Annotated in this window: 17 protein-coding genes; 6 read left to right on the top strand and 11 right to left on the bottom strand. The window is 68.9% G+C overall.

Annotated features, from left to right (window positions below; translation table 11 throughout):
- Window positions 1-2: 2 nt before the first annotated feature.
- From ACOCMH_RS10570 to ACOCMH_RS10585, 4 genes are read left to right on the top strand one after another with little or no spacing between them, the layout of a single operon-like run.
- Window positions 3-923 (top strand): S1C family serine protease, encoded by a 921-nt coding sequence (locus ACOCMH_RS10570; RefSeq protein ID WP_427306927.1) that lies wholly within the window; start codon window positions 3-5, stop codon window positions 921-923.
- A gap of 11 nt (window positions 924-934) precedes the next feature.
- Window positions 935-1,948, top strand: a complete 1,014-nt coding sequence (locus tag ACOCMH_RS10575; RefSeq protein WP_427306928.1) for an AAA family ATPase — start codon at window positions 935-937, stop codon at window positions 1,946-1,948.
- Window positions 1,926-2,951, top strand: a complete 1,026-nt coding sequence (locus ACOCMH_RS10580; RefSeq protein ID WP_427306929.1) for a DUF58 domain-containing protein — start codon at window positions 1,926-1,928, stop codon at window positions 2,949-2,951. The genes ACOCMH_RS10575 and ACOCMH_RS10580 overlap by 23 nt, the downstream gene beginning before the upstream one ends.
- A complete protein-coding gene (locus ACOCMH_RS10585; protein WP_427306930.1) occupies window positions 2,948-4,018 on the top strand; it encodes a VWA domain-containing protein in 1,071 nt (356 codons plus the stop codon). Before ACOCMH_RS10580 ends, ACOCMH_RS10585 begins: the two co-directional genes overlap by 4 nt.
- 8 nt (window positions 4,019-4,026) lie before the next feature.
- Here the strand turns inward: ACOCMH_RS10585 and ACOCMH_RS10590 are convergent, their stop codons facing one another.
- From ACOCMH_RS10590 to ACOCMH_RS10630, 9 genes are all read right to left on the bottom strand, one after another.
- A complete protein-coding gene (locus ACOCMH_RS10590; RefSeq protein ID WP_427306931.1) occupies window positions 4,027-4,623 on the bottom strand; it encodes a hypothetical protein in 597 nt (198 codons plus the stop codon).
- A gap of 124 nt (window positions 4,624-4,747) precedes the next feature.
- Window positions 4,748-5,761, bottom strand: coding sequence for a transketolase family protein (locus ACOCMH_RS10595; RefSeq protein WP_427306932.1), 1,014 nt, complete (start codon window positions 5,759-5,761; stop codon window positions 4,748-4,750).
- Window positions 5,758-6,603, bottom strand: coding sequence for a transketolase (locus tag ACOCMH_RS10600; RefSeq protein ID WP_427306933.1), 846 nt, complete (start codon window positions 6,601-6,603; stop codon window positions 5,758-5,760). The genes ACOCMH_RS10595 and ACOCMH_RS10600 overlap by 4 nt, the downstream gene beginning before the upstream one ends.
- 49 nt (window positions 6,604-6,652) lie before the next feature.
- A complete protein-coding gene (locus ACOCMH_RS10605; protein WP_427306934.1) occupies window positions 6,653-7,981 on the bottom strand; it encodes an MFS transporter in 1,329 nt (442 codons plus the stop codon).
- An 82-nt stretch (window positions 7,982-8,063) separates the two neighbouring features.
- Entirely contained in the window at window positions 8,064-8,813 is a 750-nt protein-coding gene (locus ACOCMH_RS10610; RefSeq protein ID WP_427306935.1) for an SDR family NAD(P)-dependent oxidoreductase, read from the bottom strand.
- Between the two features lie 160 nt (window positions 8,814-8,973).
- Window positions 8,974-9,861 (bottom strand): LysR substrate-binding domain-containing protein, encoded by an 888-nt coding sequence (locus ACOCMH_RS10615; protein ID WP_171513177.1) that lies wholly within the window; start codon window positions 9,859-9,861, stop codon window positions 8,974-8,976.
- Window positions 9,862-9,966: 105 nt separating this feature from the next.
- Window positions 9,967-10,290: a hypothetical protein gene (locus ACOCMH_RS10620; RefSeq protein ID WP_171513176.1), complete on the bottom strand. Its 324-nt coding sequence runs from the start codon at window positions 10,288-10,290 to the stop codon at window positions 9,967-9,969.
- A 177-nt stretch (window positions 10,291-10,467) separates the two neighbouring features.
- Window positions 10,468-11,466, bottom strand: a complete 999-nt coding sequence (locus ACOCMH_RS10625; protein WP_427306936.1) for a tripartite tricarboxylate transporter substrate binding protein — start codon at window positions 11,464-11,466, stop codon at window positions 10,468-10,470.
- Between the two features lie 169 nt (window positions 11,467-11,635).
- Window positions 11,636-13,117 (bottom strand): PLP-dependent aminotransferase family protein, encoded by a 1,482-nt coding sequence (locus ACOCMH_RS10630; RefSeq protein ID WP_427306937.1) that lies wholly within the window; start codon window positions 13,115-13,117, stop codon window positions 11,636-11,638.
- Window positions 13,118-13,200: 83 nt separating this feature from the next.
- Here ACOCMH_RS10630 and ACOCMH_RS10635 point away from each other — a divergent pair, with 83 nt between their 5' ends.
- Both ACOCMH_RS10635 and ACOCMH_RS10640 read left to right on the top strand, forming a co-directional pair.
- On the top strand, window positions 13,201-13,824 hold the full coding sequence (locus ACOCMH_RS10635) for an FMN-binding negative transcriptional regulator (protein ID WP_427306938.1): 624 nt from the start codon (window positions 13,201-13,203) through the stop codon (window positions 13,822-13,824).
- Between the two features lie 46 nt (window positions 13,825-13,870).
- Entirely contained in the window at window positions 13,871-14,488 is a 618-nt protein-coding gene (locus ACOCMH_RS10640; RefSeq protein WP_427306939.1) for a LysE family translocator, read from the top strand.
- 26 nt (window positions 14,489-14,514) lie between these two features.
- Here ACOCMH_RS10640 and ACOCMH_RS10645 read toward each other — a convergent pair whose 3' ends face one another.
- Together ACOCMH_RS10645 and ACOCMH_RS10650 are read right to left on the bottom strand one after the other, a co-directional pair.
- On the bottom strand, window positions 14,515-16,011 hold the full coding sequence (locus ACOCMH_RS10645) for a M81 family metallopeptidase (RefSeq protein WP_427306940.1): 1,497 nt from the start codon (window positions 16,009-16,011) through the stop codon (window positions 14,515-14,517).
- Window positions 16,012-16,040: 29 nt separating this feature from the next.
- Window positions 16,041-17,360, bottom strand: coding sequence for an MFS transporter (locus ACOCMH_RS10650; protein ID WP_427306941.1), 1,320 nt, complete (start codon window positions 17,358-17,360; stop codon window positions 16,041-16,043).
- Window positions 17,361-17,373: the final 13 nt, after the last annotated feature.

Below are 17,373 nucleotides of genomic sequence, written 5' to 3' on the forward strand. Positions count from 1 at the left end.
CGATGAAACGGGTGACGATCTACGGATGGGTCTCGACGGCCGTCGCGCTGGTGCTCGCCGCCGGGGTGGGCTCGGCATGGGTCATGCAGCCCAGGCCGCGCGCGCTGACGCAGAAGGACATCGACGCGGCCGTGCTGCACACGCTCGAGACCAAACCCCTGCCCTCCCGCACCGCCATGGCCGCCGAGGCCGTGCGGGAATCGGTGGTCGAAATCCGCAACTTCCCCGCGCCGGAGAAAGCCGCCGATGCGGCTTCCGCGCCGCAGGCCGGGCGTGACGGGCCGGGCACGCCGCCCGAGTCCTCGCCTTCGACGCCTCCGGCCCCGACCGTCCCGCCCCTGCCTAACGAGCGCTCGCCCGGCAACGGCGCGGAAAGCAAGCCGGAACCCCGCCACATCGGCTCAGGCGTGGTCGTTACCGAGCGCGGCTTGATCCTCACCAGCCTCCACGTCGTCGCCGGAGCGCGCCGGCTGGAGCTGACCTTCCATGACGGACACACGTCCGAGGCGACCCTGCTGCAGGCGATTCCCGAGAAAGACCTCGCCGTGATCCAGGCCAAGTCGATCCCTGACGACCTGCCCGCGGCAACGCTGGGGTCCAGCCGTGATTTGGCACCCGGCTCCGGGGTGGTCGCGGTGGGCTTTCCCTTCGGCATCGGCCCGTCGGTGTCCGCCGGCGTGGTATCCGGGCTGGACCGCGAATTCGTCGCGCCGGACAACAAGCGCACGCTGGACAAGCTGATCCAGTTCGACGCCGCGGTCAATCCGGGCAACTCGGGCGGCCCGCTGGTGAACATGAACGGCGAGGTGGTGGGGATCGTCACCGCCATCCTCAATCCCGGCAACAGCGGCACTTTCATCGGCATCGGCTTTGCCACCACGATCGAAAGCGCCGGCGTAGCCATCGGATCTTCTCCTTTCTGACGCGGGGACCTATGAACGACCAAGCCCGGGGCGCTGCCGACAGCGCCAACTTGATGGAACGCCTGCTGTACGAGGTGAAACGCGTGGTGGTCGGGCAGGACCATTTTCTCGAACGGGTGCTGGTGGCGATCCTGTCCGGCGGCCACCTGCTGGTGGAAGGCGTGCCGGGGCTGGCCAAGACCCTCACCGTCAACACGCTGGCCCGGACCATGAGCGGCACCTTCAAGCGCATCCAGTTCACCCCGGACCTGCTGCCGGCCGACCTGGTCGGCACGCGCATGTACAACCAGGGCACGGGCGAGTTCTCCACGGTGCGCGGTCCGGTCTTTGCCAACCTGCTGCTGGCCGACGAGATCAACCGCGCGCCGGCCAAGGTGCAGAGCGCGCTGCTGGAAGTCATGCAGGAAAAGCAGGTCACCATCGCCGGCGAGACCCATCGCGTGCCCGCCCCGTTCCTGGTGATGGCCACGCAGAACCCGATCGAGACCGAAGGCACCTACCCGCTGCCCGAGGCGCAGGTCGACCGCTTCATGATGAAGGTGCTGGTGGGCTACCCGTCGGAAGAGGAAGAGGTGGTCATCGTCAACCGCGTCACCGGCCCGCGCATCAGCGTGAGCGCGGTGGCCACGCCCGAGCACCTGACCGCGCTGCAGGAGGCCTGCCGCAAGGTGTATGTCGATCCCAGCCTGGTCCAGTACGCGGTGCGCGTGGTCGCGGCGACGCGCAAGCCCGGCGACTACGGCCTGGCTGACCTGGACCGCTACGTGTCGTTCGGCGCCAGCCCCCGCGCCACCATCGGCCTGATCGAAGGCGCGCGCGCGCTGGCCTATCTGCGCGGCCGCCACTATGCGCTGCCCGAAGACGTGACCGACCTGGTGCCGGACGTCTTGCGCCACCGCCTGTCGCTGTCCTATGAGGCGATGTCCGACGGCGTGACCGCCGACCAGCTCATTACCCGCATCTCGCAGGCGCTGCCGGTTCCCGAGCGGCCCATGGAATCCCATGTTCGGGCGGCGGCGGACTAAGCGCCGCGACGACCCGGACACCGCGCCCGGGGCCGTCGCCTCTGGCGCGCCATCCGGCGTAGCACTTGCCGGCGCCGGCGCGAGCCAGACCGACGCCTTGCTGCGGCGCCTGGAATGGACCGTGGTGCGCCGCCTCGACGGGCTGCTGCAAGGCGACTACCGCACGCTGTTCCGCGGCTTCGGCCTGGACCTTGCCGACCTGCGCGAATACCACCCCGGCGACGACGTGCGCCACATCGACTGGAACGTGACCGCCCGGCTGCAGACGCCCCATGTGCGCGAGTACCAGGAAGACCGGGAAGTGGCCGCCTGGTTCTTGCTGGACCTGAGCGGATCGATCGACTTTGGCTCCGGCAGCGTGCGCAAGCGCGACCTGCTGAGCGACTTCACCACCGTCATGGCGCTGCTGCTGACGCGCTATGGCAACCGGGTCGGCGCCGTGCTCTATGGCGGCGCCACTGACGTGGCCGCCACGGTGGTGCCCGCGCGCGCCGGGCGCCGCCAGTTGCTGCACCTCCTGCACCGCATGCGCGCCACGCCCGCCGCCTCGCCGGGCGACACCCGCCTGCGCGACCTGCTCGAACGCGCCCGCGCGGTGGCCAGGCGGCGTTCGGTGGTGTTCGTGGTGTCGGATTTCATCAGCGCGCCGGGCTGGCAGGCGTCGCTGGGCATGCTGGCCCGGCGCCATGAAGTCGTCGCGGTGCGGCTGGTCGATCCGCTGGAAACGGCGTTGCCCGACCTGGGACTGGTGGTGCTGCAGGATGCGGAGACCGGCGAGCAACTGTTCGTCGACACCCATGACCCGGCCTTCCGCAAGCGCTTTGCCGCCGCCGCCGAGGCGCGCGAGGCGGAGCTGCGCCAGGCCTTCGCGCGCGCCGGGGTGGCGTGCCTGACGCTATCGACCTACGCCCGGCTCGACCTGGCGCTGCTGAGCTTCGCGCGCCAGCGCCGGCGCCAGCAAGGCAGCGCCAAAGCGGCGAGCATCGCCAGGGGGGCGGCATGATCGATGCAATCAGCCGCCTGCCCGTGTTCAGCTTCCTATGGCCGGGCATGCTGTGGCTGTTCGCGCTGGTCGGGGTGCTGGCGGCGGGCTATGTCTGGCTCGATCGGCGCAGGCGGCACTCGGCCGTGCATTTTCCGGCGCTGAAGACGGCGGGCGTTGCCACCCGCAGCGGCGCAGGCTGGCGCCGCCACGTGGCGCCGGTGCTGATCCTGCTGGCGCTGGCCGCACTGATCGCGGCGATCGCACGGCCCCAGGCCGTGATGATGCTGCCCTCGCGCATCGAGACGGTGGTGATGGTGCTGGACTTGTCCGGCAGCATGCGGGCCCAGGATATCAAGCCCAGCCGCCTGCGCGCCGCGCAGCAGGCCGCCACCATCCTGATGGACGCGCAGCCCGCCGGCGTCAGCGTCGGCGTGGTCGCCATGGCCGGCACCGCTGCCGTGGCGCAGGCACCCACCCGTTCCAGGGAAGCCGTCACCACCGCGATCGAGCGGCTGCAGCCGCAAGGCGGCACCGCACTTGGCAATGGCCTGCTGATTGCGCTGACCACGCTGCTGCCGCAGGTCGCGCCCGATGCCGAGCGGCTGATGAACGACGACACCCCGCCCCCGCGAAAACCACGGGCCCTGGCCAATCCACCCGCCGACACCGAGCCGGTGAAGCCGGGCTCCTATACCTCCGGCGCGATCGTGCTGTTCTCCGACGGCGAAAGCAACGCCGGCCCGGCCGCGCTGCGGGCGGCACAGCTTGCCGCCGAGCAGGGCGTGCGCATCTATACCGTGGGCGTGGGCACGCCCGAAGGCGTGGTGCTCTCGGTCGACGGCTGGTCGGCCCGCGTCAGGCTGGACGAGAAAGTGCTGAAGGAAGTCGCCGACGCCACCGGCGCCGAGTACTTCCGCCTGGAAGACGCCGCCGAACTGAAACGGGTATACCGGGCGCTGAACGCGCGGCTGGCATTCGACAAGCGCAGCCAGGTCGAGATCACTGCGCTGTTCGCCGCGCTGGGCGCGCTGCTGGCAGCCTGCGCGGGGCTGTTGTCGCTGTGGTGGTTCGGGCGCGTGCTGTAGCCGGCGAATCAGCGCGCATTGCGCGGCGTGACCGAGATCGCAATGGCTTCGGTATAGACCGCCTGCACCTGCTCGCCGGCGCGGACCGCCTTCAGCTGCTTCGGGTCCGCGACATGGACGTCCACCATCCTGCCCCGCGGTCCCTTCAGCGTGACCATGCCGGTCTTGGTGTCGACCGCCACCACGTCCGCGGTGACCGTCACCTCGCGTCCGACCATGCCGCCGGGCTTGGCACCGGGCGGCGCCCGGTCCGCAATCTCGCGTTCGGTGCTGGAGCGAATGCCGCTCTGCCGGTTCAGGCTCACCGACAAGGCCTGCGTATATTCCACCGTGACTGCGTCACCCACCCGCAGCTGCGCGAAGTTGCGCACGTCGTCGCCCACCTGCACGTCGGTGACCTTGCCCTGCTCGTCCTTGAGGGAAATGGTGCGCGTGGCGGCATCGATGGCCACCACCGTGGCCGTGGCCTTGACCGTGCCGGTGGTGCGCGACGCGCCCACGCCGGAGACAGCGTCAACGCGGGTCTCGGGTTGCGCCATCGCCGTAACGGACGCGGCGCAAGCGGCGGCAAGCGCCGCCGTCACGATTAGCTTGCCGGGTTTCATGCCGTTCTCCCTGGTTGCGATGTCGCCGTGGCCCGTCGTACGCGGCAGCGGCACCGGTGCCGCGCGTGACGGACAGGCCTGTTAACCATAGCAGAGGGAAAGGCAGTCCGTTGGCCAGCCCTGGCTAGGCGAGCCAGCCCCTGATCGTGTCCGCCATCACGCCCGCCGAGATGCCGTAGCGATCGTGCAGCGTAGGCAGCGCCCCGGCATCCAGGAACGCGTCCGGCAGCCCGACCTGGCGGAATGGCACGCAGGCGCCGGCGCGCATCAGCGTGGCCGCCACGGCTTCTCCCAGGCCGCCGATGACGGTATGGTTCTCGGCCACCACCACCAGGCGGCCGTTGCGCCGCGCCTCGCGCAGGATGGTCTCGGTATCCAGCGGCTTGATGGTCGGCACGTGCAGCACCGCTACGCCGATGCGGTCCTGCTCCAGCGCCTTGGCCACCTCCAGCGCGCGCATGGTCATGATGCCCGACGAGATTACCAGGACCTCGGCGCCGTCGCGCAGCAGCGCGGCCTTGCCAAGCTCGAACTTGTAGTCGTACTGGTCCAGCACCACCGGCACGTTGCCGCGCAGCAGGCGCGCATACACCGGGCCGTTGTGCGCTGCAATGGCCGGCACCATCTGTTCGATATCGATCGCGTCGCACGGATCGATCACGGTCATATTGGGCATGGCGCGCATCAGCGCCAGGTCCTCGGCGGCCTGGTGGCTGGGGCCGTAGCCGGTGGTCAGTCCGGGCAGCGCGCAGACGATCTTCACGTCGAGGTTGTCCTCGGCGATGGCCTGGTGCATGAAGTCGTACGCGCGCCGGGTCGCGAACACCGCGTAGGTGGTGACGAAGGGCTGCGCCCCTTCATGCGCGAAGCCGGCGGCGGCGCCCATCAGCAGCTGCTCGGCCATGCCCATCTGGTAATAGCGCTCGGGGAATGCCTGAGCAAAGATATGCAGGTCGGTGTACTTGCCCAGGTCGGCGGTCATGCCGATTACGTCCTGCTTGTGGCGGCCCAACTCCACCAGCGCGTGGCCGAACGGGGCGGACCGGGTGGCCTGCCCTTCACCGGCGATGGAGGCGATCATGGCCGAGGTCTTCAGCTTCGGCTTGGCATTGGTGGTGGTGATGGTGGTATTGCTCATGCTTGTCTCCCGGCTTCCAGGGCCTGCAGTGCGAGTTGCCATTCGTGGGCATCGACGCGGATAAAGTGGTTCTTCTCGCGCTGCTCGAGGAACGGCACGCCACACCCCATGCGCGTATCGCAGACGATCATGCGCGGCTGCGCGCCGCGGTGCTCGCGCGCCGCGCGAAAGGCGGCGGCGACGGCGTCGATGTCGTTGCCATCGACTCGCTGCGTGAACCAGCCGAATGCTTCCAGCTTGGGCAGCAGGGGCTCGAACGCCATGACCTGCGTGGAGGGCCCGTCGGCCTGCTGGTTGTTGACGTCGACGATCGCGATCAGGTTGTCCAGCTTCCAGTGCGCCGCCGACAGGATGCCCTCCCAGATCGCGCCCTCGTCCAGTTCGCCGTCGGAGAACAGCGTGTAGACGAAATTGCCGGAGCCCTTGCGCTTGAGGCCCAGGCAGCGGCCCACGGCGATGGTCAGGCCCTGGCCCAGCGAGCCCCCGGACATTTCCATGCCGGGCGTGTAGCTGGCCATGCCCGACATCGGCAGGCGGCTGTCGTCGCTGCCGTAGGTCTCCAGCTCTTCGGCGGGCAGGATGCCGGCCTCCAGCAGCGCCGCGTACAGCGCGATGGCATAGTGGCCGTTGGACAGCAGGAAGCGGTCGCGCCCTTCCCATTCCGGGTCTTCGGGCCGGTAGCGCATGGCATCGAAATAGGCCACGGCCAGCACGTCGGCGATATCGAGCGCCTGGCCGATATAGCCCTGGCCCTGGACTTCGCCCATCAGCAAGGCGTTGCGGCGGATGCGGTAGGCGCGTTCCCGCAAGGACACGGCCTTGTCGGTGGTGGCTTGTTGCATGGTGTCTCCAGCAATCGGTCGGATCATCATTTCAGGAAAGGAAGGGGCATCAGCGGTTCACGGACCTGGCCGGAACCTTCAGCACCAGCACGGCACCGAAGACCACGGTGGCCGAGATGAACACCAGCCCCGCGGTGGACTTGCCGGTCAGGTCGTTGAGCCAGCCCACGATGGCGGGCGAAAAGAAGCCGGCCAGGTTGGCCACGCAGTTGACCGCTGCGATGCCTGCCGCTGCCGACATGCCGCCCAGCAGCGCGGTGGGCAGCGCCCAGAACTGCGACGACGAGGCCAGGATGCCGGCCGCGGCAATGCACAGGCATACCAGCGACGCGCTGACACTGCCCAGCAGCGGCAAGGTGGCAAAGCCGGCGGCGGCGACCAGCATCGGCACGATCAGGTGGAAGCGGCGCTCGCGGCGGCGGTCGGCGCTCATGCCCACCAGCGGCAGCGCGACGATGGCGCACAGGTATGGCAGCGCGGTGTAGATGCCGATCCACAGCGGATCGGCCACGCCGGCCTTGCGGATGATCGTCGGCAGCCAGAAGGTCAGCCCGTACTGGCCCAGCACCACGCAGAAGTAGATCGCGGCCATCAGCCACAGGCGGCGGTCGCCCATGAAGGCGCGGATCGACATGTGTTCCGTCTTGTGCGCGTTGTCGCTCTCGATATTGCGCTTGAGCAGCGCTTTCTCCGCGTCGCTCAACCAGTGCGCCTGGTCGATGCCGTTGTCGAGGTAGGACAGGATCGCTACGCCCAGGCACAGCGACGGCAGCGCCTCGATCAGGAACAGCCACTTCCACCCGGCCAGGTCGCCCACGCCGTGGAAGGCATGCATGATCCAGCCCGACAGCGGCCCGCCGACGATGCCAGCCAGCGGGATCGCCATGAAGAACATCGACAGCGCCTTGGCGCGCCGCTCCGACGGGAACCAGTACGTCATGTACAGGATCACGCCCGGCGCGAAGCCAGCCTCGGCCACCCCCAGCAGGAAGCGCAGCACGTAGAACTGGGTCGGGGTGGTGACAAAGGCGAAGCACGCCGAAATCACCGCCCAGGTCAGCATGATGCGCGCCAGCCAGCGCTTGGCGCCGACCTTGTGCAGGATCACGTTGCTCGGCACCTCGAAGATGAAATAGCCCAGGAAGAAGATGCCGGCACCCAGGCCATAGATGGTTTCGCTGAACTGCAGGTCGCCCAGCATCTGCAGCTTGGCGAAGCCGACATTGACCCGGTCCAGGTAGGCGCCCAGGTAGCACAGCATCAGGAACGGGATCAGCCGCTTCACCACCTTGGCGTAGGTGCGGGTCTCGAAGCTGGCGGCATCGGCGTGCAGCGTCGCTTCGCCGCCGATGGGCGAAGCCGCGTATTTGGTCTTCATCGTTGTCTCCTGCCTGGTGGCGCCGCGCTGCGGCGCACCGGCTGTTGAAGGCGCCACCTCTGTCGGGCGGCTTCCTTTGAATTTAGTGGATCAGCATGCCGCCATTGACGTCGAGCGTGATGCCGGTCAGGTAGGCGGACATGTCGCTGGCCAGGAACACGCAGGCGTTGGCGACGTCGGCGGCGTTGCCCAGGCGGCCCAGCGGGATGCCCTTGATGATGTCGGCGCGCATCTCCGGCGTGAGCTTGTCGCCGGTGATGTCGGTCTGGATCAGGCCCGGCGTGATCGCGTTGACGCGGATGCCGTCCGGCCCGAACTCGCGCGCCATGGCGCGCGCCAGCCCCAGCACGCCGGCCTTGGCGGCACTGTAGTGCGGCCCGCCGAAGATGCCGCCGCCGCGCTGCGCCGACACCGACGACATGCAGACAATGCTGCCGCGCTGCTGCGCGCGCATCTGCGGCAGCACCGCCTGCGACATGTACAGCGTGCCGCGCAGATTCACATCGAGCACGGCGTCGTAGTTGGCGGCCTGGATATCGAGGGTGCATACCGGCTGGGTAATGCCGGCGTTGTTGACCAGCGCGTCGATGCGGCCATAGCGCTGCAACACGGCCTGCGCCGCGCGCTCGCAGGCGGCCTTGTCGGTCACATCGCACGCCAGCCCGAGGTGCTGGTCGCCCAGTTCGCCCGCGGCGGCCTGGGCGTCTTCGAGGCGCAGGTCGAGGATGACCACGGCGGCGCCCTCGGCGGCAAATGCCCTGGCGGTGGCCTTGCCGATGCCGCGTGGCGAGGCGGCGCCGGTGATGATGACTACGTTGTTCTCGACCAGCATCGTTGTCTCCTTTGAGTTTGGAATCGATGGGTCGAGTTTTGTCGCTGGGAGCCTTCCGATCAACGCGGTCTGGCTCAGCCATTGCTGAGAAATTTTCAGGCAATTGCCGGCGCGAACCGCAACCAGGCGGCGCCAGCCGCACTTGCAGTGCCTGCCGGCTTCAGGCAGGCGCCGGCAATTGCCGTTCCATCCAGGCCAGGAAGCGCGCAACCCGCGGCAGCGCCGCGTTCTGTGGCGGATAGACCAGATGGTGGCTGCCGACCTCGATGGCGTGGGCGTCGTCGAACACCGGCACCAGTGCGCCCTTGCGGATCAGGACCGATGCCAGCAGGGTGCTTTCCAGCGCCACCCCCAGCCCCAGCGCCGCGGTCTCGAGCGACATGTAGGAGCGGTCGAAGGTGAAGTCGAAGGTCTTGTGGGCCGCTCCCACGCCGAACCGTGCAAACCATTGCTGCCATTGGACCAGCGGCGACTCCGAATAGATCAGGCGCTGCGCCAGCAGGTCGGCCGGCGACGCGATCGGATGCTTCGCCAGGTAAGCGGGCGCGGCCAGCGGCACAATGGTTTCCCGACGCAGCGTCCTGACCTCGATATCGCGCCAGTGCGCATAGCCGTGGCGGATATCCACGTCGTAATACCCGCTCGTAAACGAAACATCCTCATAGGAACAGGACAGGTTCAACTGGATGTCGCCATTGTCGGCCTGGAACGATTCCAGCCGCGGCAACAGCCACATCAGGCCAAAGCTGGGGCTGGAATGAACCCGCAGGATTTCGATGTTGGCCGGGCTGGAAGCGCGCTCGGTGGCGCGGTTCAGGTCCGCCAGCACACCCGTGACATCGCGCAGGTACTGCGCGCCCACGGGCGTCAGCACCAGCCCGCGCCCCTGCCGGAAAAACAGCGCCTGCCCGAGCGCATCTTCGAGATTGCCGATCTGGTGGCTGACCGCGGACGCGGTCAGGCCCAGCTCCTCCGCGGCACGGCTGACGCTCTTGGTTCTGGCGACGCTTTCGAAGGCAATGATCGCCTTCACGGGTGGGATGCGCATGGACGGAGAGGATCGCAGCGGAGCACGCCGGGACGCGCTCCCGCGCGATCGCGGTCGGGAACATCCGGGGATTCTACTTCGGCTTCGTCAGCGTGCCGGCACGGCTTACAGCGGCCCCGGCAACGTCTTCAGGCCGACCCACAGCACCCCGATGACCACATTGACCGGCACGCACAGCGCGCCGGGCACATAGAACAGCGCCGACAGGGCCGGCGCGGACAGCATCAGCTCCACCGCGCTGCCCAGCCCGTAGAAGAACACGCCGCACCAGAGCCAGCGCCGCATGTAGGTGAGCAGCCAATGCGCGCGCGCCTGGTTGAAGTGCCAGGCGCGCGCGCGTTCGGCGCGGTTGCCCCGGCTCGCGTCCCGGAACAGCCAGCCGAAGAAAAAATAGCGGTATAGCAGGGCGCTAAAGGTCAGCTCTTGCATGGTCACTCCTTTGGCCGCGGCCAGCCGTGGAGTGCAATAGTCACCGGCGCTCAGGTGCATGCAGGGATGGCAGCGGCAGGTATACCGCCAGCGTACCAAAGAAGCGGCGATAACCGGAGCCGCGCGTGCCCCGGCATGACTGGTCGCACTAAGTCAGTGCAACCAGCCGCACGGTGATCACTGGAGACTGATATCCAGTTGCTGCACCACGCGTTTCTCGCGCTCGAACTGTTCGGCCGCGAACCTGGCGTAGTCCGCGCTGTTGAGGTGGACCGGCTCCAGGTCGATGGCCTCGAGCGAGCGCAGATAGGCCGGGTCCTGCGCGGCCCGGAAGAACGCATCGTGCAGCTTCCTGACCACCGCCGGGTCCATGCCGCGGGGACCGACGATGCCCACCAGCGAGCTGGCGCTGATGTCGTAGCCCCGCTCTTTCAGGGTCGGCACCTCCTTGAAGCGGGCAAAGCGCGCGTCGCCGACGATGGCCAGCGGCCGCACCTTGCCGGCCACGGCATATTGCCCCCAGCCCGGATCCAGCACCGCATCGATGTCGCCGCCCAGCAGCGCCATCATTTCCTCGGCGCCGCCCTTGTAGGGCACGAAGGTGAATTTCGCGCCGGCGGCCCGGCCGAGCTTTTCCATCGAGATATGCCCCGAACTGCCGATGCCGACGGCACCGTAGGTCACTTTGCCGGGGTTGGCCTTGGCGTAGGCCAGGAATTCTTCCAGCGTCTTCCAGCGCGCGTCCGCGCGCACCACCAGGCCATAGCGGTAGTTGGTCAGGCCGATGATGTAGGTAAAGTCCTTGAGCGGATCGTATGGCGTTTTCTGCAGGTGCGGCATGCGGAAGATGTTGGCCGCGACCATGGACAGCGTGTAGCCGTTCGGCGCCGCGGTCTGGGACATCACCTGGGCCGCCAGCGTAGCGCCCGCGCCCGGCTTGTTGATCGGCACCACGCGCTGGTCGAGCTCTTTGCCGGCGGCCGCGAGCAGCGTGCGCAGCGAGCCGTCGGTAGGACCGCCGGGCGGGAACGGAATCCAGAACTCGATCGGCTTGGCCGGGAAATCCCCTGCCGCGATCGCGGCCGGCACCGCCGCCGCGGCGATCGCCACTGCCACCATGGCCCTTGCCACGGCGGATAGCACGCGCCTGCACCTGCCTTGCTTTGTGATTGCCATGCGCTGTCTCCTGGTTGTCATTGCCGGTCCTGGCGCACGGTGCGCTGTTGCGCCGGACGCGGCCGTTTTCGACAGACCTTAGAGCGTCGCGCCAGGCGGGCCAATTGCCGTTCTGTTCAATGTCATTGGCAGAAACGCCCGGTGGGCGGGGCTGCGCGCACCGCCCGGTTCACGGCGCCATCGACGCAACCACCGTGGCCAGCGCGCGCACGCCCTGCTCTATCTGCGCCACCGCCAGGCTGGCGTAGCCCAGCACCAGGCCGGCGGCGCGGCGCCGGCCGCGCCCATGCGGCCTGGCGTACAGCGCCGATACCGGGTAAACGCCCACGCCGTGGAGGCGCGCGGCGGCCACCAGCGCCGGCTCGTCCTGTGGCCGCAGCGACGGCAGCCACAGCACCACATGCAGCCCCGCCGCCGTGCCGCTGACCTCGGCATCGCCAGGCAGGTGGCGCGCAATGCCATCCAGCAGGGCCGCGCGGCGGCGCTCGTGCTCGCGGCGCATGCGGCGAACGTGGCGCTCATAGGCGCCGCTGTCGATCAGCGCCGCCAGCACGCGCTGCTCCAGCACGGGGGCGTGGCGGTCGGCGAGCCGCTTGGCCTGCCGGAACACCGGCACCAGCTCCGGCGGCAGCACCAGGTAGCCCAGGCGCAGCTGCGGCGACAGCGCCTTGGAAAAGGTGCCGACATAGATGACGCGGCCATCGGCGTCGATCGCGCGCAGGGTGTCAATCGGGCGCTGGCCGTAGCGGAATTCGCCGTCGTAGTCGTCCTCGACAATCCATGCGTCATGGCGCCGGGCCCATTGCAGCAGGGCCTGGCGCCGGCCGATCGGCAGCACGCCGCCCAGCGGGAACTGGTGCGACGGCGTCACGTAGGCCAGCCGCACCCGCTCGTCCGCGGGAAGGCTGGCGGTATCCATGCCATGCCCATCCACCGGGACCGCCAGGCACCTGGCGCCGGTGGCTTCGAAGCAACGCCGGGCCATCAGGTAGCCCGGGTCTTCAAAGACAAAGCCATCGCCGTCATCCAGCAACAGCCGCGCGCACAGGTCGATGGCCTGCTGCGAGCCATGGACCACCACGATTTGTTCCGCCTCGCAGGCAAGCCCGCGGGCGCGGCGCAGATAGCCCTGCAGCGCGCGCCGCAGCGACGCCTCGCCTTCCGGCGCGGCATAGCACAGCTTGTCCTGCTGGCGCAGCAGCTCGGCCTGCCAGGCGCGCCGCCAGGCCAGCGCCGGAAAGTCCCGCCAGGCCACCGCGCCGTACAGGAAATCGAAGCGAACCGGTTCCGGCGGCGGCGGCGGCAGGGCCAGGCCAGCCACGCGACGGCCGAACTGCGACAGCACCGGCACCGCCCGGGCGCGGCGCGCGACAGCCGGCCTGGCGAGCCTGGGAGCCGCCAGCGGACTGGCAATCCGGGCTGCCCGGCCCCTGGCCGTGACCAGGAAGCCCTCGGCCGCCAGCTGCTCGTAGGCAGCGGTCACGGTGGTGCGCGATACCCCCTGCTCGGCCGCCAGGCCACGTGTGGATGGCGCCGGCGCACCCGGCGGCAGCGTGCCGTCGGCAATCTGGGCACGCAGGAGGTCGTAGATACGGCGTCCCGCGCCTGTGGCGCCGGGCCGGCGGCTGGCTGGCTGGTCAAACTGGCCCATTTAAATTCCCGGAAACTGGTTCTTCCGATTGTGCCAGTTGTCGGCGACAGTATCGAGCATCCGAACGCCCCCAACACCCCGCGATGTACATACCCGAACATTTCGCCGAGCCACGCCCCGAAGCGCTCGCCCGCATCATCCACGCCCACCCGCTGGGCATGCTGGTCACGCACGGCCAGCACGGCCTCGATGCCGACCATATCCCGTTCGAATTCGATCCCGGCGCCGGCGCCGGCGGCGTGCTCACCGCTCATGTGGCGCGGGCCAACCCGGTCTGGCAGCGGTGCCCGACGGGCACGCCCGTGATGGTCGTGTTCCGCGGCGCCGAGGCCTATATCTCGCCGAACTGGTACCCCAGCAAGCATGAGGCGCACCGCCAGGTGCCGACCTGGAACTACGAAGTGGTGCACGCGCACGGCATCCTCACCGTGCGCGACGATGAGCGCTTCGTGCGCGGGCTGGTCGCGCGCCTGACGCGGCGGCATGAGGCGCCCGAACCGCGGCCGTGGAAAATGGGCGACGCTCCGCCCGAGTACCTCGACACCCTGTTGCACGGCATCGTCGGCATCGAGATCGCCGTCACGTCGCTGGTCGGCAAGGTCAAGCTCAGCCAGAACAAGGACGCGCGCGACCGCGTTGCCGCGGCCGACACGCTCGACACGCGCGGCCACCACGACCTGGCCCAGTCGATGCGCAACGCGGTCTGATCCGGTATCGCTGCAATCCTGCTCCGCCATCCAGGAACCCCGAACCATGTCGCTGATCCCCTTCCTGATCGCCGCTGTCGTACTCGCCATTACCCCCGGTCCGGCCATCGCCTATGTCATCGCGCGGACGGTGGCCGGCGGGCGGCCGGAGGGCCTGGCTTCCTGCCTCGGCACCGGCATTGGCGGATTGCTCCATGTATTCGCGGCAGCGGCAGGCCTGTCGCTGCTTATCGCCCGGTCCGCGGTCGCATTCAGCGTGCTCAAGTACCTGGGCGCGGCCTATCTGGTGTACCTGGGCGTGCGACTGCTGTGGCGCAAGGAACCGCCCGCAACGGTCGCGGCAGTGCCGTCGCGAGGCGTGCGCCGCGCGCTGCTCGATGGCGTGATGGTCGAGGTGCTGAACGTCAAGACCGCGTTGTTCTTCCTGGCGTTCCTGCCGCAGTTCGTCGCGCCGGGCCCGGCGGCCGTATCGCAACTGGTGCTGCTGGGCTGCATCTGCGTCACGCTCAACACGCTGGTGGACGTGGTGGTGGTCTTCGCCGCGCATCGGCTGCTCAAGTCGGGTGCCGCGCGCGCGGCGCGCGCACGGCTGATGACCCGTGCTTCGGGTGTCACGATGCTGGGCCTGGGGGCGTTCCTGGCACTGGCGCGGCGCGAGGCATAAAGGCCACGCTCCCGGCCGGCCCGCTGTCAGCCCCTGAAGGGCGGGCCCATCGGCTTGAGCCGGATGTCCGGGGCAAGCCGGGTCCAGGGCAGGTCGGCCGGATCGGCCGTCATCGGGCCCGGCGCCTTGGCCACCAGCACGGCATGCGCAATGCCTTCGAAATCGGCGCGGAAGTGCACCGAGCTCTTGTTGACCAGGATCTTCATCGCCTCGGGCTCGACCCCGCCCACGCGGAACAGGTTGCGGTCGAGCATCTGGGCCTTGCCGGCGCTGACCACCACCTGCACATCGTCGATGCGCAGCAGCGCCACCGGCCCGATATCGGCCTGCATGCCGTGCATCATCGGCCCACCGTAGCGGCAGACGCCGTCGGACAGCTTCAGGACCTCGAAGCGGCCCCGCAGCGGCGCATCGCCGGGCACGCCGGATACGCCGCCGAGCGCGACCTCGATCACCGCACCCACGCCGGCACGGTGCGCCTCGGACGCCACGGCCGGGTCCCAGATCAGGCCGATGGCCGCCTGCCGGGCGCCGTGGCGCAGCAGCGCGCGCAGCATGCCCATGGTGTTCGAATCGCCGCCGGCGCCGGGGTTGTCCTGGGTGTCGGCGATGACCACCGGACGCGTGGCCCCATCGGCCAGCCGCATTGCTTCCAGCACGGCTTCGTCAGGCGATAGGAACGGCACCTCCCAGGCGGGCTCGTCGGCCAGCATGCGCTGGTACAGCGCATGCACCGCCGCTTCGGCCGAATCGGCGTCCTCGCCATAACCCCAGATCACCGGACCGCATTCCGGAAAATCGGCGGCCGGAAAGCCCGGCGCGAACGACAGCGACACCACGGCGCCACGCTCGCGCTGCTGCAACAGCGCATACATGGCGCGCGCCGGCTCCAGCATCGTGCACATGCCGTTGATCGGAATCAGGAACGGCAGCCGGCGCACCGCGCGATGCAGCGGCCCCCTGCCCTGCAGCAGGCGCTGCAGCAATGCCGCGGCGCGTTCGCCAGTCTCGGCCATGTCCACGTGCGGATAGGTGCGGTAGGCCACCAGCGCATCGGCCGCCTGCAGCATGGCCTGCGTGACGTTGGCGTGCAGGTCGAGCGAAGCCACCACCGGCACGCCGGGCCCTACCGCCGCGCGGATGCGCGCGAGCAGCGTGCCCTCGCCGTCGTCGGTATGCTCGGCCACCATGGCACCATGCAGGTCGAGATAGACCGCGTCGAAGCCGCCGGCACGCGCCGCGGCGACGATCTCTCCGGCGATGCGCTCGTACGCGTCCTCGGTCACGTGCGCGGACGGGCTGGCGCCGGCCCAGATCACCGGCAGCAGCGTCCAGCCGTGCCGCGCCGCGGCGGCCATGAAGCCGCCGGCCGGGATGTTGACGTCGCGCAGCGCGCGCATGGCGTCGCCGCGCACCATCGCCGGAAAGCCCTCGCCGCGCTCGAAGCTGGCGTAGGTCGCCTTTGACGGGGCGAAGGTATTGGTCTCGTGCTGGAAGCCCGCGACCAGGATCCGTGTTGCCAAGGTTTTCTCCGTGAAATGAAGGTCCGGCCTCAGGCCGGCGCCACCGCGCCCTCGGGCGACGGCATCCGGTTGGCCACCAGCACCGCCGCGCCGGCCACCAGCAGCGCCACCATCACCAGCAGGCCGGCCTGCATGCTGCCGGTGGCGGTGCGCACGGTGCCGATGATGGTCGGGCTGAGAAAGCCGCCGACCAGGCCGATGGTGTTGATCAGCGCGATGCCGCCGGCCGCGGCATCGCCCTTCAGGTATTGCGACGGAATCGCCCAGAACACGGTGTAGGCGGCCCACATCATCGCCGCGGCAATGGTCATGCACAGCAGCGACACCGGCAGGTTGCCACTCGACAGCGTAGCCCCGGCCAGCGCGACCGCACCGACAAAGGCCGGCACCGCGCTATGCCAGCGGCGCTCGCCGCGGCGATCCGAGCTGCGGCCGATCACGATCATGGCAAGCGCTGCCGCAATATAAGGAATCATCGAATACAGCCCGATCTGCATGGTGTCGGTGACGCCGTCCGCCTTCAGGATAGACGGCAGCCAGAAGCTCACCGCGTAGATGCCGCAGATCATGGTGAAGTAGGCAAAGGCCAGCAGGTAGACGCGTGGATCGCGCGCCACCTGGCCGAACGACTGGTGCCCGCCCGGCGGCGCCTGCAACTCGGCCGCGAGCATGCGCTTCTCCGCGTCGCTGAGCCAGCTGGCCTCGGCCGGCCGGTCGGCCAGCACGCGCAGCGCCAGCGCGCCAAGCAGCACGCAGGGCAGCCCTTCGACCAGGAACATCCATTGCCATCCCGCCAGGCCGTGCGCACCGGACAGGGCTGTCATCAGCCAAGTGGACAGCGGCGAGCCAAAGATGCCGCCGATGGGGCCGGCCAGCATCACCACCGCCATCACCCGGGCCATGCGCCGCTGCCCGTACCAGTAGGTCAGGTAGAAGATCATGCCGGGGGCAAAGCCGGCCTCGAACACGCCCAGCAGGAAGCGCAGCACGTAAAAGGTGGTCTCGTCGCGCACGAACATCATGCCTGCCGAGGTCAGCCCCCACAGCACCAGGATGCGGCTGATGGTCTTGCGTGCGCCAATCCGGGGCAGCAACAGGTTGCTCGGGATCTCGAACAGCACGTAGCCGAAGAAGAAGATGCCGGCGCCCAGTCCGTACACCGCATCGGAAAAGCCGAGCTCGCTCTGCATCTGCAGCTTGGCGAAGCCGATGTTGACGCGATCCAGGTAGGCAAAGGTGTAGCACAGCAGCAGGAACGGCAACAGGCGCCAGTTCAGCTTGCGGTACAGCGCCTGCTGCGCGGCGCTGCCACTTTCCGTCGGGGTGCGTGGGGGCAGGATTGCGGACATGTCGATCTCTCTC

Origin of the sequence: Cupriavidus sp. H39, assembly GCF_050271075.1 — a bacterium.
Lineage (GTDB): Bacteria > Pseudomonadota > Gammaproteobacteria > Burkholderiales > Burkholderiaceae > Cupriavidus > Cupriavidus necator_B.